This is a genomic window from Pollutimonas bauzanensis, from assembly GCF_040393045.1.
Lineage (GTDB): Bacteria > Pseudomonadota > Gammaproteobacteria > Burkholderiales > Burkholderiaceae_B > Pollutimonas > Pollutimonas bauzanensis_A.
This window is the reverse complement of the sequence record NZ_JBEBUX010000013.1, coordinates 35,411-51,381: the sequence shown is the minus strand read 5'-3', so window position 1 is coordinate 51,381 and position 15,971 is coordinate 35,411. Positions and strand designations below refer to the sequence as shown.

Below are 15,971 nucleotides of genomic sequence, written 5' to 3'. Positions count from 1 at the left end.
ACACCCGCCTTTCTCAAGAACGAAAAACCGCCCCCAGCACGTCCGCAAGTCCTATAAACACCTCGTAGCAAAAATACGCTAAGACCCAGGCCTGCGCCAGTTTGATTCGTTCAGCCGGATTTGCTCCGAGATGAAATTCATGAGGGTGCGCGTGGCCATGGTGGGAAAGCGGTTGGCCGCAGTCAGCAAGTACACGCTGTTGCCCACCCCTTCCGGTTCATATTGCGACAACACCTCTTGTAGCGACCCTGCCTGTAGCTGTCGCCATACGGCATAGCGCGGCAGCAATGCTACGCCTAGACTGGACAGGGCGGCTTCCAGTAGATAGGGGTAATCGCCTGACTGCAGTCGCGGCGCTACTCGCAGCAGCATGCGCGCGCCGTTCATATCGAATTTCAGATCAAAGCGGCGGCCAAACGATGCGGGTGCAATGAGCGGGCGCTGCGCGAGGTCTTCAAGTGTGGCTATCGCGCCTGATCGCTCAATGAAATCCGGCGATGCGCAAAGGCACCAGGAAATGTCACATATTTTGCGCGCCACATGATCCTCGGGTGGCGTAGATGTTATTTTCAAAGCCACATCGACTTCGGCCGAAATCAGGTCGCCGATAAAGTCGTTGATCAGCACCCGCAAGGTGACGTCCGGATAACGCTTGGCAAAATCCAGCAGAACGGATGTCAGATACAAGTGGCCGAGCCCGGTCGGCAGGCGTATACGTACGTCGCCGCGCACTGATTTCCCCAGGCTTTCTATGGACGCGCGGGCGGTGTCGGCCTCTTCCAACATGCGTATACCGTGGGTATAAAGCAGCTTGCCGGCTTCGGTGACTTCCATATGCCGTGTAGTGCGCCGAAGCAATTGGGCGCCCATGGCCAGTTCCAGCGCCTTGAGCTGGCGTGAAGCATTAGAGCGCGTCATGCCGGTGCGGCGGGCGGCTTCGCTTAGCGTTCGGGATTGAACAATCGTCACAAACAAATGGATGAGGTTCAGATCCAGTTTATTGTCCATTAATAATCAACATTAGAGGCACATTTTGTGCCATTGTTTATTAAAAAGACCGATGCTAGCATGATTGAACATCATTTCAAGCACGAGCGATATCGCCATGAGCCTACAACTTCCATTTTCAGGGTTGCGCATTCTTGATATCAGCCAGGGTATTGCCGGCCCTTATTGCACGCAAATACTGTGGCAACAGGGTGCGAGCGTCATCAAGGTTGAGCCGCCCGAAGGCGACTGGGGGCGCAATGTAGGGGTAGTCCGCAATGGCCACAGTGCGCTATCTGTCAGCTACAACGCCGGTAAACAGGGCTTATGCCTTGATGCGCGCCCCGAAGCAGGTAAACAGCTGTTGCGCCGCTTGGCCCTGCAGGCTGACGTCGTGGTGCAAAATTTCCGCCCCGGTGTGGCTGAACGCCTGGGGGTTGGATATGCGGCGTTAGCGGATTTAAAGCCGGATTTGGTTTATGTATCGATTAGCGGCTACGGTTCGGATGGCCCTTATGCCCAGGCGCCTGGTTCTGATTCGGTGATGCAGGCAGACACCGGCCTGATGTTTGCCAATCAGGATGCCAGCCAGACGCCCAGGCGTATCGGCATGCTGTTGGCTGATATTTCCACCGCCTTGTATGCGGCCCAACAACTGGCCGCAGCACTATACCAACGTCTTGCCCGCGGTCGCGGCACCCATATCGAGATCAGCCTGTTTGAGGCTTGCGCAGCATTACAGATCAACGATATCGCTGCATTTACGCTGGCTAATGGGCGTCCTTCGGGCGCGGTTAGTGCGCCAAACGGGGTGTTTAGTACAGCGAATGGGCAGCTTTCAGTAATAGCCTTGAATAACGATCAGTTCGCGCGCCTATGCCGCGCTTTGGATAGGCCGGATTGGCTGACCGATGAGCGCTTTCAGAGCAATGAAAAACGCATGGCGCAGCGCGACTTCCTGCACGCGGAAATGGCATCGCAATTGGCCACGGCGGACAGCGAGATATGGGAAGCTCGCCTGCGGGAGCACGATGTACTCCATGCGCCCGTGCGCGATTACGCCTCTGTTGCAGCGCATCCGCAAACTGAGCACCTGGGAATGCTGCAAAGTATTGATCAGCCGGGGGTGGGGGCATTGCGATTGCCGGGTTTGCCCGGCGCAAGCGGGCGTCGGCCGATGCAGGCGGCGCCAGGCATAGGCCAGCACTCAACTGAAGTCCTGGCTGCCGCCGGGCTCGATGTGGCTGAAATTGCCGCATTGCTGGATTCCGGTGTGGTCAGGCAAGCCGCTGCAGCAAGCACCAGCGAGGTCCAGGCATGATGCGGGCATTGCAGTGCGAACGTTTCGGCACGGTTCAAGACGTGCAGTTGGTCAATCGCGACGAGCCCGCTGCGCCGGGCCCGCATGAAGTCGTGATGGCTGTCGCCTACGCAAGCGTAAGCCACGCTACCGGTTTGATGATCGCCGGACGTTATCAAACGAAGCCGCCGCTGCCATTTACACCCGGCACCGAAGCGGTAGGCCATATTGTTTCGGTAGGCACTGCCGTTACACGTTTCAAACCCGGCGATGCGGTGGTTGCCATTGCTGATTGGGGATGCTTTGCCGAGCAGGTGAAGCTGCCCGAATACACGGTATATGCGGTGCCCGATGGATTGCCGCTGCTGGATGCGCTGCCGGTTCCTATCTCTTATGGCACCGCCTACTGCGGCTTGCTTTGGCGTTGTGCACTACAGCCTGGCGAAACGGTGCTTGTGCTGGGCGCGGGGGCCGGTGTCGGTCTGGCTGCGGTCGAGCTGGCGGCACAGATGGGGGCGCACGTGATTGCCTGCGCGAGCACGCAAGAAAAACGGAACGAGGCGTTGGCCCGCGGAGCGCACGGTGCTGTGGCGCCAGACGCCAACCTGGCCGCCGAGGTAAAGGCGTTGACCGGGGGGCGGGGCGCTGACATTATCGTGGACCCTGTCGGAGGCGAACTTTTCGGCTATGCGGTACGAGCGGCGGCGCACAATGCCAGGTTGCTGAGTATCGGCTTTGCCAGCGGCGTCTTGCCGACGATACCTCCCAATCTTTTGTTGGTAAAAAACCTGACGCTGCACGGTTTTTTTTACGGTCGTTACATCGGCTGGACACCTTCTGACGAGCGCGCGGTGCATGCTCCTGCATTGCAACGAGTGATGGAGACCATACTGGGTTGGGCGCGCGACAAGCGTATTCGTCCCACGGTCTCAAAGACCTATCCAATTACCGAGCTGAGCAACGCGCTCGGTGCCCTTCATAGCCGACAAGTCGTCGGTAAAGTTGCATTAACGATAAAACCGGAGACAACACCATGAGAAAATTGTTTGGATGCCGACCTGCTTACTGGCTTGGTTTGTGCGCTATCACCGTGATAGGTGCGGCGGGACCGGCGGCCTATGCAGCCGATGCGTACCCTAATAAAGCGATCAAGATGGTCGTGCCTTACCCGCCTGGCGGCCCCACTGATTTGGTTGCACGGGGCGCTGGCGCAGCAATGGCCCAAATCATTGGCGAGTCTATTGTGGTGGACAATAAATCCGGTGCAAGCGGGATGATAGGCGCGGATCAGGTTGCTCGTTCTGCCCCTGATGGCTACACCATTCTGGCGAATGCATCGTTGCACGTCATCAATCCGCACATCTATAAAAAAATGACGCACGATGCGTTCAATGATTTTGTGCCGATTACCCAGTTGGCCGCGGTGCCATTGGTGCTGGTCGTGCCCAAGGATTCTCCTATCAAAACGGTTGCTGACCTGGTTGCCGAGGCCAAGCGTAGTCAGAATGGGCTGAATTTCGGCTCGGCGGGGACGTCGTCGGCACAGCATTTGTCGGGCGAGTCGTTCAAGAAGCTTGCTGGAATTCAGATGCAGCATGTGCCTTACAAGGGTAGTGCGCCTGCCCTGACTGACCTGGTGGGCCGTCAACTTGATTTGATGTTCGATTCCATGCCTTCGGCCATGCCCTTTATTGCATCAGGGCAACTACGCGCGATTGCGGTCACCACACATAAACGTGTCGCGGCCTTGCCTGATGTGCCTACCGTGGCGGAATCGGGTTTCCCCGGTTTCGACATCAGCACATGGTATGGCTTGTGGGCGCCGAAGGGCACGCCTGATGCCATCGTTGAGAAGCTGGCTGCAACCGCGAAGCAAGCCTTGCATGAGCCAAAAGTGGCGCAGCAATATGCGACCATGGGCGCAGAGCCTGTCGGCTCCACGCCCAAAGAGTTCGCCCAGTATGTCGCTTCCGAAGGAAAGAAGTGGGCCGAGCTGGTGAAGCAGGCTAACGTTCCATTGCAATAAGCGTCGCGTTCACAATCGCCTGGGCATCTACATTGAAGAAACGGCGTAGCGCCGCACGCGTGTCGCTGCGTCCGAATCCATCGGTGCCCAGCGTTATATATTCGCGTCCGCGCGGTACATAGGCGCGTATCGACTCGGGGACCAGGCGCACATAGTCGGTGGCGGCGATGATGGGGCCGCTGCAGGCGGCCAACTGCTCTGCAATAAAGGGCTGGCCATCGATAGGCGCCCCTTGCAGGCGAGCTGCATCATGTTGTTGGCCGTCGCGGGCTAGCTCACTCCAACTGGTAATACTGAGCACATCGGTGGTGATGCCCATTTTTGCCAGTTCCTGGGCAGCCTTGATGACCTCGGTCAGTATTGCGCCAGATCCCAGTAAGGTCGCATGCCTGCCAACGGCGCCGCCCGGGTTTTCAGTGTTTTCAGCCTCGTAGCGCGCAAACCGATAGCCGCCGCGCAGGATGGCGTCGCTGACACCTTCGCTCAACGCCGCATGGGCGTAGTTCTCGTTCATCGTAGTGATGTAATAGAACACGTCTTGTTGTTCGACCATCATTTCACGCATGCCGCGATCAACGATGACCGCCAGTTCGCAGGCGAAGGCAGGGTCGTACGCCTTGCAGTTGGGTATCGTGCTGGCCCACAGGTGGCTGGTGCCGTCCTGATGCTGCAAGCCTTCGCCGGCCAGCGTGGTGCGTCCCGAAGTAGCGCCTATCAGGAAGCCTCGGGGGCGCTGATCGGCTGCCGCCCAAATCAGGTCGCCGACGCGTTGAAAGCCGAACATGGAGTAATAGATATAAAAGGGCAGCATGGCGGTGCCGTGCACGCTGTAGCTGGTTGCCGCGGCCACCCAACTGGAGATGGCGCCGGCTTCGCTGATGCCTTCTTCCAGAATTTGCCCGTCGATAGCCTCGCGATAGTTCAAAATAGAACCGATATCTTCGGGTTCATAGCGTTGTCCCACACTGGAATAAATACCCACCTGTTTGAACAAATTGGCCATGCCGAAGGTGCGGGCCTCGTCAGCCACGATAGGGACAATGCGCGGACCGAGCTCACGGTCTTTAAGCAGCGTGCCCAGCATCCGTACAAAAGCCATCGTTGTCGACATGTCGCGGCTGCCGTCGCTTTCCGTGGCAAAACGCGCATAGCTGGCTAGCTCGGGCACGGGCACTTTGGCGGCCTGGGTTTGGCGAGCAGGCAGATAGCCGCCGAGTTTCTCGCGCCGTTCATGCAGATAGCGCATTTCCGGGCTGTCGTCGGCGGGTTTATAGAATTCCAGCCCGCTTGCCTGTGCATCGGTCAATGGCAGCTTGAAGCGGTCACGAAAGGCAAGCAGGTCGGCGTTGTCGAATTTTTTCTGCGAGTGGGTGGTCATGCGGCCCTGGCCCGCCTCGCCCATGCCAAACCCTTTCTTGGTATGGGCCAGAATAACGGTGGGCTTTCCTTTGTGCTTGGCGGCGGCTGCGTAAGCGGCATGGATTTTGACCAGGTCATGTCCGCCGCGACGCAGCTTGTCGATTTGTTCGTCGCTCAGGCCTTCCACCAGATGTTTCAGGTCGGCATTCTGGCCGAAGAAGTGGTCGCGGTTGTAGCGGCCGTCTTTGGCGGCAAAGGTTTGCATTTGGCCATCGACCGTATTGGACAAGGCTTCGGCCAGGGCGCCATTGTGATCGCGCGCAAACAGGCCGTCCCAATCGCTGCCCCACAAGGTCTTGATCACATTCCAGCCGGCGCCCAAAAACAGCTTCTCCAGTTCATCGATAATGCGGCTGTTACCGCGTACCGGGCCATCCAGGCGCTGCAAATTGCAGTTCACTACCCACACCAGGTTATCCAGGCCTTCGCGGGCTGCAAGTGTCAGGGCGCTCATGGATTCGGGTTCATCCATTTCGCCATCGCCGAATACCCCCCAGACCTTACGATCAGTGCAGTCGACCAGGCCCCGGTGCGTCAGGTAATGCATGAAGCGCGCCTGGTAAATGGAGCTGATGGGCCCTATGCCCATGGAACCCGTGGGAAACTGCCAGAAATCGGGCATGAGGTAAGGGTGAGGGTAGCTGGACAGGCCGCGGGCGCCATCGGCGGGGCCGCCCAGTTCTTGCCGGTAATGTTGCAGGTCGGCCTGGCTTAATCGGCCTTCGAGGAAAGCGCGAGCATAGACGCCCGGCGCGCTGTGGGGCTGGAAAAAGACCAGATCGCCGCCGTGTCCGTTTTCGCATTTTTCGCGAGCATGAAAAAAATGATTGAAGCCGACTTCGAACAAGTCGGCAGCGCTGGCATAGCTGGCAATATGGCCGCCAAGCTCACCATAGGCTGCATTGGCGCGCACGACCATCGCCAGCGCATTCCAGCGCATGATGGCGCCCAGGCTTTCTTCCAGCGCCAGATCGCCAGGGAAAGGAGACTGCCGCGTGACCGGAATGGTATTGACATAAGGCGTGCCGATAGACGGTTTCCATGCAACATTGGCGTCCGAGGCAAGACGATGCAATTCGTTAAGCATGAAGCTGGCGCGCACGGGTCCGCCGGCGTTCAGCAACGAATGAAAGGCTTCGCGCCATTCATCTGTTTCCAGAGGGTCGGTGTCGATGGCGGCATAAGCTGCCAGGCTTGGAGACGATATCGGTGCATTCATGACAGAGGTGTTCCGCTTGGATAATCAGACTGACGGGGATAATGTCATTCTGGACGATAGCGGCAAGCATGTGCTGTTAAAATGAGGCGTGATAATCCATTGTGACGGCATAAAATGCCGTTAAAGTTAATAAGTCAACATAATGAAGCTGGATGCAACCGATCTGCGAATTTTGGACGAGCTTCAGCGCGATGGCTCGCTGAGCAATGTCGAACTTGCCAAGCGCGTGCATTTATCGCCTTCGCCTTGCCTGACACGAGTCAAGGCATTGGAAGCCGCAGGTATCATCGTGCGCTACGTCGCCTTGGCGAATGCCGCTGCCCTGGGCCTGGGCTTGAATGTCTTCATTTCCATCAGTCTGAAGTCGCAGGACAAGCAGGCCTTGGCCAATTTCGAGCAACGCATCACTGTGCATGACGAAGTCATGGAGTGCTATTTAATGACGGGCGACTCCGACTACCTGATACGGGTGGCGGTTGCCGATATCGCTGCGCTCGAGCGCTTCATCTTGGATCAGTTGACTTCCATACCCGGCATCGACAAGATCCGCTCCAGCTTTACGCTGAAGCAGGTATCGTATAAAACGGCTTTGCCACTGGGGATTGCGGGCTGATCCTACCGCGTGCCGTTATGTGCCGATTGACTAGCTCCGGTGATTGGAAAGAAAGCGTCATGGCCATCTGCGGAAAATCAACGAAGTGTTGACGCCCCCGAAGGCGAAATTATTGCTCATGGCATATTCATGCGAAGCCACACGGCCGTTGCCGGTCAGGTAGTCAAGCTCGCCACAAAGCGGATCGACCTCGACCAGGTTCAAGGTGGGCGCATACCAGTCCGAATTGAGCATTTCGATGCTGAACCAGGACTCAAGCGCGCCGCAAGCCCCCAGCGTATGGCCCAGGTAGCTTTTCTGCGAACTGATCGTCATGCGCGATCCGAATACGCCATGCGTTGCCTGGGTTTCGGCGATATCGCCTTGCTCAGTGGCAGTACCGTGCCCATTGACATAGCCGATGGCTGATGGCGGCAGTCCCGCGTCGGCCAGGGCCATTTCCATGGCAATGCGCATGGTGGCGGGTTCGGGGCGGGTAATATGCGTACCATCCGAATTACTGCCGAACCCGACAATTTCTGCATGGATGCGTGCTCCGCGGGCTTGCGCATGCTCCAGCGACTCCAATACGAGCATGCCGCCGCCTTCGCCGATGACGAGTCCGTCGCGCATACGGTCATAAGGGCGCGGCGTAAGCTCGGGCGTCTCGTTTTTTTGACTTGTGGCGTAAAGCGCATCAAACACACTGGCCTCGCTGGGACAGAGCTCTTCAGCGCCGCCTGCGAGCATCATGGCTTGACGGCCGTAGCGTATAGCCTCGAAGGCATAGCCTATTCCTTGGCTGCCCGAAGTGCATGCGCTGGACGTGGGGATAATGCGTCCCTTGAGGTTGAAGAAGATACCGACATTTGCCGCTGTTGTATGAGGCATCATGCGTACATATGAGTTGGCGTTGAGTCTATCGGTTACGCCATTGAGCAGCATGTCCGCAAACGCGCAAACATCGGGCGTGCTGCCTATGGAAGAGCCGCAGGCGACGCCCATGCGCCCATCGGCGATGTCGATATTGCCCAGCAAGCCAGCGTCTTCCAAAGCGATTTCAGCCGCATGCACTGCAAGTTGCGATACCCGGCCCATACTGCGCAATTGTTTGCGAGTCCAGTGCGACGGGGCGGTAAAGGTTTTGATGGGTGCGGCAAGCCTGGTATTGAGTTCGGTGTACTTATCCCATTCCCGCATGGTGCAGACAGCGTTATGCCCGGCCTGGAAATTGGCTTGGATGGTGGGCCAATCGCTACCCAGCGCGCTAATGCCGCCCATGCCTGTTACGACGACGCGATGCATCAACACAGTCCTCCGTTGACAGCGAGCACTTGACGGGTAATGTAGCTGGCATTCTCGGACATAAGAAACGCCACCGCAGCCGCGACTTCGTGAGGCTGGCCCATGCGTTGTGCTGGTATGGCTTTCAATATTTCGTCCACAGGAACGGCATTGTCTATCATGTCGGTTTCTATGAGCCCGGGAGCGACGCAATTGACGGTGATGTGTCGTTTGGCAAGTTCCACTGCGAGCGCTTTGGCAGCCCCGATCAGGCCCGCCTTGGAGGCGCTGTAATTGACTTGTCCGCGGTTTCCTATCAGGCCGGACACCGATGTCATGCAAACGATACGGCCGGGCGCCCTGCGGCGAATCATGGGCATCATGATGGGGTGCAGTACATTGTAGAAACCGTCCAGATTGGTTCGCAGCACCTGATCCCAATCGTCGCCCGTCAACGCGGGAAAGGCGCCGTCACGGCTGAGTCCGGCGTTGAGCACTACGCCGTAATAAGCGCCATGCGCTTCTACGTCGGCATTCAATACGCGCGAGCAGGCATCGCGGTCGGATATATCGAAGGAAAGCACGCGCGCATCGCGGCCTTTTTCCTGGATTTCCAGCTGGACTGCCAGGGCCTGTTCCAGGCGATTGCGGCAATGCAGGACAATATCGTGGCCGGCATCAGCCAGCGCCAGCGAGATTGCGCGGCCTATGCCCCGACTGGATCCGGTAACGAGAATAGTAGTGTTGCTCATACGTTAGGAGGAGGCTCTTGAATGAAGTCGTCCACATTTGGTGGACTATAAGCATTGAGGCGGGCGCTAGCCACTACATGCCCGCTTTGATGTAATTGGCAGTCGAATGTGCCTATGCCCGCATCGTCCTGTAAAGAGCAGGCCACGCTGATTGTAAGGTCGGAGCCAGCGACAAAGGCTGGAACCTGGCAATCGTAGCGCCGGGTACCAAGCAAGAAGCCTAGTTTGACCGGTTGGCCAGCGCTGAAGGCCGTGCAACCGGCCCACGCGGCAACGGCTTGGGCCATGATTTCCAGGCCTAGCCATGCGGGCAGGCTGCCATCGGCCTGGTTAAATAGGCCTGATTGCTTTATTTGCGCTCGGGCCACCAGCGTATCTTTGTCGAATGAAACGATTTCATCGATGAGTATGACATTACCGGAATGTGGGATCAGTTGGGCGACTGGTGGCAGATTCATGGCTTTGCTCCCAGGATCAAGCTGGTGTTATTACCGCCGAAAGCAAATGAATTGCTCATGACGATACGGGGCTGTCGCGTGCAGAAGCGATGTGCCGATGTGCTGAAATCGAGTATTGGCAAGGCAGGGTCGGGGCAGGCGTCCCACACATGCGGGGGCAGGGAATCATTGCCAGGGCGAGTCAGGGTGATCCAGGCCAGTGCAGCCTCCAGGGCCCCGGCGGCGCCCAGAGCATGACCGGTCAGCGCCTTGGTGGAGGCGCACGGAACCCCGCGGCTGAAAACGGTGTTCATCGCGCGGCTTTCCATAGCGTCGTTGTGTTCTGTGCCAGTGCCGTGAAGACTCACCCAGCTGATGTCGGATGCATCCAGACCTGCATCGCTCAGGGCTTCTTGCATCGCCTGGATGGCGCCTGCGCCTTGGGGCTCGGGTGACGACATATGCCAGGCGTCGGAACTGGCGCCGCCGCCCAGGAAGGTCGCTGCAGGCCCCTCGCCAGGGCTGCGTTCCATTAGAAATAGCACAGCGGCTTCGCCGATATTGATGCCGCGGCGATGCACGGAGAAAGGGCTGCATAAGTCGTCAGAAATGGCTTCCAGGCTGGCGAAACCGTTGATCGTCATGCGGCATAGGGTGTCGGCCCCGCCACATATCACTGCATCACATAAGTCCATATCGAGCAGACTGCGTGCCGAGAGCAGGGCGCGGGCACTGGAGGTGCATGCGGTGGACAGCGTATAGGCCGGGCCGGTAATGCCCAGCCATGCAGCAAGAAATGAGGTTGGGGCCGATAGCACCTGGCGTCGATAGTCGTACCCTTGCGGCCAATGGCCCTGTTCAGCCAAGTGGCTGAATGCGCCGGCGTTGTCATTGACACCCGAGGTGCTGGTGCCAAGGACTATGGCGACGCGGTGCGCGCCGTAGCGGGCGATAGCTGTCCGCAGCGTTGCCTCGATTTGCTGCCCTGCCAATAGCAACAGACGGTTGTTACGGCTGTCATGCTGCGTTGCGAGCCCATCTGGCAGTGGCGGTGTTGCACCGCTGAAGGCGCCCAGTGTCAATGATCGTCCATTGACCCAACCGTCAAGCTTGCGCATGCCAGTGGTACTGCCAGTATGCAAAGCCGAATCGATTTCCAGGATACTGCTGCCCAGGGCGCAGACGATGCCCGGCGTGCCCAGCCAGTAGGTCATGGCGTCTCCTTGAGCGGCGATATCTGCCACCGCAAGCCGTCGACGCCGTAAACATTGAATGTATCCGGGGATGTGCCGGATGGCCAAATGATGGTCCAGTGCGTCCTGCCGTTTTGCTGCAACTGGCGTTGATAGCTGCCGTCTGGCAGGAGTATCTGGCTCCATGATCCGGCAGGATAGGCATTTGCCAATGCTGCCTGAGGAGTCCAGGCAAAGATCAATGCTGAAAACAGGGCGCGTGCCGTTGGATTAGGTGGAAGGAAGCCGTCATTTCGCCATTGGCCATCTTGAAGTAGCTGGCGGGCCAAAGGCAGGCCCAATGGATCGAACAAAGACCAGCGTAATACCCCGGCGGCCTCTTTCTGAGCTACGAGCATGGCGTCTTGCGTCGGTGTTTCGGCGCCGTGCTGGATCACATGCACACTGCGCGGCAGCGCCAGTTCGGGCACGTGCTCGGGCAAGATGGATTTGCTTGCGCAACCCGCCAAAAAAGCGCTTGCTGCAATAAGCAGCGCGCCAGGCAGTCGTAAGCAATGGAACCGAGGCATTTGCATGGCGGCTTATGGTTATACGGTCAATGCTGTGGGTTTACAGAGTTCGCCGAGTACCCGCAATCGGCGTTGCGGGTCAGCGACAAACGGATTGCTGGTATCCCAGGCATAACCGGCCAGAATCGAACTGATCATGCGGCGAACGTCGGGCTGAGCGTTTTCATAGAAAACCACATCCTGAAAAACGCCATCGTACCAGCCGTGCACATAGGCGCGGAAGGTTTCCACGCCTATCATCAGCGGGTCGGTGAAGTCAGCTTGCCAGTTCACGGTTTCGCCGCCAAGCTGCCGGTGCACAGCATCGGCAGCCAACTTGGACGAGCGCAATGCGATAGTGACACCTGACGAAAAAACGGGGTCCAGAAATTCTGCGGCATTGCCTAGTAAAGCATAGCCTGGGCCATATAGGGATTTCACGTTAGCTGAATAACCGCCTATGGTATTGGCCGGGGTGTCCCATATGGCGTTGGGCAGCAGACGTTTCAGGTTGGGCGCGGCATCGATTAATGTGCGCAAGGTTTGCATCAGATCGCCGGATTGGTCACCGAATAAGGTTTCGCTACCCACCACGCCAATCGAGCAGCGGCCACCCGAAAAAGGAATTAGCCAATACCAGATGCCTCGTTGTTGTGGATGGACGGTGATAAGGATTTTTTCGCGATCAAAACCGGGATCGATGATACGGTCTTCGATATGAGTGAAAATGGCTTTGCGCGGGGGGAGGGAACTGGGTTTCTCCAGGTCGCACAAGCGTGCAAGGACGCGGCCGTAGCCGCTGGCATCCAATACGAAATGGCTTTGTACAGTGTATTCATTACCCTGTGCATCGCGTACGTCAAGCTCTGGCTGGGTGCCGTCAAAGCGCGCCGCTACGACCTCCTGGCGGTAGCGCACTTCTACACCCTGGCGCTCGGCCTCATTCGCCAGGACTTGATCGAACTTGGCGCGTTCGACCTGGAAGGTGGTGCCGGGCCCAGGTGTGAATTTGTCGCGGAAATCAAAGTCGGTGTAGAGATCGCCGCAGGCGAAGGCCGCACCGTTCTTGACTTGGAAGCCAGCAGCATGCACGGCTTCCATCATGCCAGCTTCTTCGACAAATTCCAGGCAATGCGCCAGCAGGCTTTCCCCAATGGAAAAACGGGGGAATTGTTGGCGTTCGAGCATCAGTACATTGTGTCCTTTGCGCTTGAGTAGGGTCGAGGCTACTGCACCGGCGGGTCCTGCGCCAATAACGACTATTTCATGTTGTTGCATAGCTATCTTTATTAAGTCGTGAGGTGCGCACCCACGGCGCCCATAAAAGCGAGAACATCACACCCACTGTCACTGCCAGCCCAAAGCTTGAAACCGCCGGCGTGCTGCTTAATGCCAGCAGTCCGAATGAAAGCAGCGTAGTGGCACCGCCCAGCGCTATGCCGACAAGGCTGGCGGCCGCTCCGGCGACTTGCTCATACATAAAGATGGCATAGTCGACACCGATGGCTGTTACCAATAGCAGGCCGAAAAGACTGAACAGAGTAAGGGGCTGGCCCAGGTATCCCAGCAGTGCCAGGCTGCATACTGTTGCTGCCAGCGGCACCGCCAGAATACGCCAGGCGGCGCTGCGTCCCAGAAAAAACCATAGCAGCATGCCCGCCAGGACGTAGGATGCCAGCTTGAGTTCGGCCGCCTCTATGCGGGTGCCGGAGAACATGGTGTTCAGCTCCCCGGTACGATCCACCAAGGTGGTATCGGGAACACTATCTGCTATGGCTTGCAGGGGGTGGACATCGCGCAAGCCTTGCAGGGTGATCATTCCGCCGACAACCCCATCGACTTCGCCCAGCCATAGTGGGCGCCAGCGTTCGCCGACTGAGCTGGCCAGCGCAGTGGGAAGCGTGGTGGCTGGCGTGGCAGCGAGCTGCGACAGATGCGCTTTCAAGTCATGTTCGGGAATACCCAAGGCGCTTAGGGCTTCGAGAGCATGGTCGTCTACGCTTAATCGGGACAAGGCATGGCGTAGCTCGTCCTGGCGGGATAACGGGGCGGCCAGTTGGCTTAAGGCGGCATAACTGTCCAGCTTGCCGCCTTGAATCAATTGATCCAGATGCAGAGTCAATTTTTCCTGGCGTTCAAGCAGCATGTCTATGTTGGGCGCGCGTACCAGGAAAAACTGGCTGGTGGGGGTAAAGCCCGTGATCTTGCCGATTTGTTGCGCGTCGTTTGCCAACGCCTGCGGCAGTGAGAACCATTGCCGCAAGTCATCGTGCAGGTTTACCCGCGCGATGCCGGCCGCGCATATTGCTGCTGTAGCCAGGAAACCTAGACGGATCAGCATGCGTTGCGCGGTGGCTTTCTCAAGCATACGTAATAAGGCTTGGGCTCCGCGCAACAGAATGGCGCAGGGAGCGGGTCGCCAATCCTTGAACCACGCAGGCAACAGACATACGGTGCAGGCATAAGCACCCAGCAGTCCCGCTACGGAAAAGACGGCGCTCTGGGTGAGGGCGGGAAACGGGGTCAAGGCCAGCGCCAGGTAACCGATCAGCGACGTGGCCAGGCTTAGCGTCATGCCTGCGCGAACCCGGCGCAGGGCAGGCCAGGCCTGCCATTGCGGCATGCCATAGCTTTTCCCCAGCCAGTGCATGGGGTAATCCACTGCAACGCCGATAAGACTTGCGCCGACTACCAGCGTCAAGACATGAATGGATCCGAATATCGCCACGCAAGCGACGAAACCCGTCAACATGCCTACCGCGACGGGAGTGAGGCCAAGCAAGGCGCGTGGCCGGCGCAGGGTGGCCAGCAAGACCAGCAGTATGCCGATGACCGAGCCCATGCCCATCCAGCCGCTTTCCTGCATGGCCTGTTTGCGCGCTGCGGCGGCGTAGAGCATGCCGCCCGTGGCGAGCAGTTCGGTCTGCGCGGTGTGCAATTGATGGCGGTCGGCTTCCAGCATTGCGCCGATGCGCAATGGTGTTGTGTGATCGAAGGCATCGCCCTTGGTCTGCGCCCGGATCAGCACCCATGTCTTGTCTAGCGCTTGTGCCTGCAGCGTATCGCTGGCCAAGTCATAAGCAACTGTGCCGCCCGTGGCCGCCAAGGCGGCTTCGGTGCGTTTTGCCAATCCAAGCCAGTCTTGAGACATGGGCACCAGGCTGGTGGATGAAAATGGATCCATGATTTCACGGGCGCGCCGGGCAACAAAAGCAACAGGGTCGTGTTGCAAGAGATCACTATCGGCCGCGGGTAGGGCAGATATCCGCAGCGCCAGCAATTGTGTGCGCAGGGCTGGAATATTCGCTTTTACATACACATCGACGCTGGAGAATAATCCGCTTTCCTGCCAGCGCCTTGCCATCAGTTGGGCATCGTGTACGGCGACAGCCGGGTCGGCATTGCCGGCCAGGGCCACCAACTGCTGGCTTAAGGGTTCCTGGATTCTTTCTTCAGCGCGTGCCGTTAGTGCATCCATTTGCGTATGTGGCAGCAAATCCAGAAGATTGGATGAGATGGGCAAGCCGTTGCGAGACTGCCATGCGACCGCCACAGCCAGCATCATCAGCAGCACCAGGAAGATCCTGGGAAGCCAGCGCTCAGTGGGCGAAGGCACGCCGTTCCTCATCGGTCAGCTGCGTTGATGGCTGTGTATTGAGCATATGCAGTACGCTGCGGTCCCCTTGGGTTTCGAACAGTTCTATGCTGTCGACCAGTGCGCCGCCTGTGATATGAATGCGTTCGAAAATTTGCTGGAGCAGGGGGGATCGCGGCGTTAAGGTTAATTGCCAAGCGTGGCTGTCGCCCGAAACGGCGATGTCAAAATTGTTTTTCAGGCCTTGTGTGTCGCCTGCCAGCACCGCCAGAAATAGCTTGCTTTCGCGGCTGCCGCCACTGTGCCCGGGCGCTGCCTGCCACGAGCCGTCTGGCCCACGGCGTGCAACACCTTGAGGCGTAATACGCATATCCAGCTTGATGGGACTGTGGGCCCGCCACAGTAAACCCTGTCCTGTTGCCAGCGTGAATGCACCGCGGCTGATTAATGGTTGTGGCAGCGATCGCAGGAATTTTTCTTGGATAAAGTCTCCACGCACTACTGCGGTGGATTGCAACTGGGATTGCAAGTCTTTGACGTCGAACGCCCAAGCCAGCCAGGGCAGCGAAGTCAGTATTATTGCGGCGATGATTCGCCTTGTGATCACGCGTGGCGTCAT

Annotated in this window: 14 protein-coding genes; 4 read left to right on the top strand and 10 right to left on the bottom strand. The window is 58.1% G+C overall.

What is annotated here, in order from left to right; translation table 11 throughout:
* Window positions 1-78: 78 nt before the first annotated feature.
* Window positions 79-1,008, bottom strand: a complete 930-nt coding sequence (locus tag ABWO67_RS03795; RefSeq protein ID WP_353147735.1) for a LysR family transcriptional regulator — start codon at window positions 1,006-1,008, stop codon at window positions 79-81.
* Between the two features lie 97 nt (window positions 1,009-1,105).
* Here ABWO67_RS03795 and ABWO67_RS03790 point away from each other — a divergent pair, with 97 nt between their 5' ends.
* Genes ABWO67_RS03790 through ABWO67_RS03780 form a run of 3 tightly spaced genes read left to right on the top strand, consistent with a single transcriptional unit; the run spans window position 1,106 to window position 4,313 of the window.
* Window positions 1,106-2,308 (top strand): CaiB/BaiF CoA transferase family protein, encoded by a 1,203-nt coding sequence (locus ABWO67_RS03790; RefSeq protein WP_353147733.1) that lies wholly within the window; start codon window positions 1,106-1,108, stop codon window positions 2,306-2,308.
* A complete protein-coding gene (locus ABWO67_RS03785) occupies window positions 2,308-3,324 on the top strand; it encodes an NADPH:quinone oxidoreductase family protein (protein ID WP_353147740.1) in 1,017 nt (338 codons plus the stop codon). Before ABWO67_RS03790 ends, ABWO67_RS03785 begins: the two co-directional genes overlap by 1 nt.
* On the top strand, window positions 3,321-4,313 hold the full coding sequence (locus tag ABWO67_RS03780) for a tripartite tricarboxylate transporter substrate binding protein (protein ID WP_353147730.1): 993 nt from the start codon (window positions 3,321-3,323) through the stop codon (window positions 4,311-4,313). The genes ABWO67_RS03785 and ABWO67_RS03780 overlap by 4 nt, the downstream gene beginning before the upstream one ends.
* Here the strand turns inward: ABWO67_RS03780 and mdeB are convergent.
* Window positions 4,294-6,951, bottom strand: coding sequence for an alpha-ketoglutarate dehydrogenase (mdeB, locus tag ABWO67_RS03775; RefSeq protein ID WP_353147727.1), 2,658 nt, complete (start codon window positions 6,949-6,951; stop codon window positions 4,294-4,296). The two genes, ABWO67_RS03780 and mdeB, sit on opposite strands and share 20 nt — an antisense overlap.
* A gap of 142 nt (window positions 6,952-7,093) precedes the next feature.
* Between mdeB and ABWO67_RS03770 the strand changes: the two genes are divergently transcribed.
* Window positions 7,094-7,564 (top strand): Lrp/AsnC family transcriptional regulator, encoded by a 471-nt coding sequence (locus ABWO67_RS03770; protein WP_353147724.1) that lies wholly within the window; start codon window positions 7,094-7,096, stop codon window positions 7,562-7,564.
* A gap of 57 nt (window positions 7,565-7,621) precedes the next feature.
* Here ABWO67_RS03770 and ABWO67_RS03765 read toward each other — a convergent pair whose 3' ends face one another.
* The 8 genes from ABWO67_RS03765 to ABWO67_RS03730 are packed head-to-tail and all read right to left on the bottom strand — an operon-like array spanning window position 7,622 to window position 15,971.
* Window positions 7,622-8,848 (bottom strand): beta-ketoacyl-ACP synthase, encoded by a 1,227-nt coding sequence (locus tag ABWO67_RS03765; RefSeq protein WP_353147721.1) that lies wholly within the window; start codon window positions 8,846-8,848, stop codon window positions 7,622-7,624.
* Window positions 8,848-9,579 (bottom strand): 3-oxoacyl-ACP reductase FabG, encoded by a 732-nt coding sequence (fabG, locus tag ABWO67_RS03760; RefSeq protein WP_353147719.1) that lies wholly within the window; start codon window positions 9,577-9,579, stop codon window positions 8,848-8,850. Before fabG ends, ABWO67_RS03765 begins: the two co-directional genes overlap by 1 nt.
* On the bottom strand, window positions 9,576-10,037 hold the full coding sequence (locus ABWO67_RS03755; protein WP_353147716.1) for a hotdog family protein: 462 nt from the start codon (window positions 10,035-10,037) through the stop codon (window positions 9,576-9,578). The genes fabG and ABWO67_RS03755 overlap by 4 nt, the downstream gene beginning before the upstream one ends.
* Window positions 10,034-11,230, bottom strand: a complete 1,197-nt coding sequence (locus ABWO67_RS03750) for a beta-ketoacyl-[acyl-carrier-protein] synthase family protein (protein WP_353147713.1) — start codon at window positions 11,228-11,230, stop codon at window positions 10,034-10,036. The genes ABWO67_RS03755 and ABWO67_RS03750 overlap by 4 nt, the downstream gene beginning before the upstream one ends.
* Window positions 11,227-11,784 (bottom strand): DUF3261 domain-containing protein, encoded by a 558-nt coding sequence (locus ABWO67_RS03745; protein WP_353147710.1) that lies wholly within the window; start codon window positions 11,782-11,784, stop codon window positions 11,227-11,229. The genes ABWO67_RS03750 and ABWO67_RS03745 overlap by 4 nt, the downstream gene beginning before the upstream one ends.
* Window positions 11,785-11,796: 12 nt before the next feature.
* Complete coding sequence (locus ABWO67_RS03740) at window positions 11,797-13,035, bottom strand: NAD(P)/FAD-dependent oxidoreductase (RefSeq protein WP_353147708.1); 1,239 nt, start codon at window positions 13,033-13,035, stop codon at window positions 11,797-11,799.
* Complete coding sequence (locus tag ABWO67_RS03735; RefSeq protein ID WP_353147705.1) at window positions 13,022-15,373, bottom strand: MMPL family transporter; 2,352 nt, start codon at window positions 15,371-15,373, stop codon at window positions 13,022-13,024. The genes ABWO67_RS03740 and ABWO67_RS03735 overlap by 14 nt, the downstream gene beginning before the upstream one ends.
* Entirely contained in the window at window positions 15,357-15,971 is a 615-nt protein-coding gene (locus tag ABWO67_RS03730; RefSeq protein WP_353147702.1) for an outer membrane lipoprotein carrier protein LolA, read from the bottom strand. The genes ABWO67_RS03735 and ABWO67_RS03730 overlap by 17 nt, the downstream gene beginning before the upstream one ends.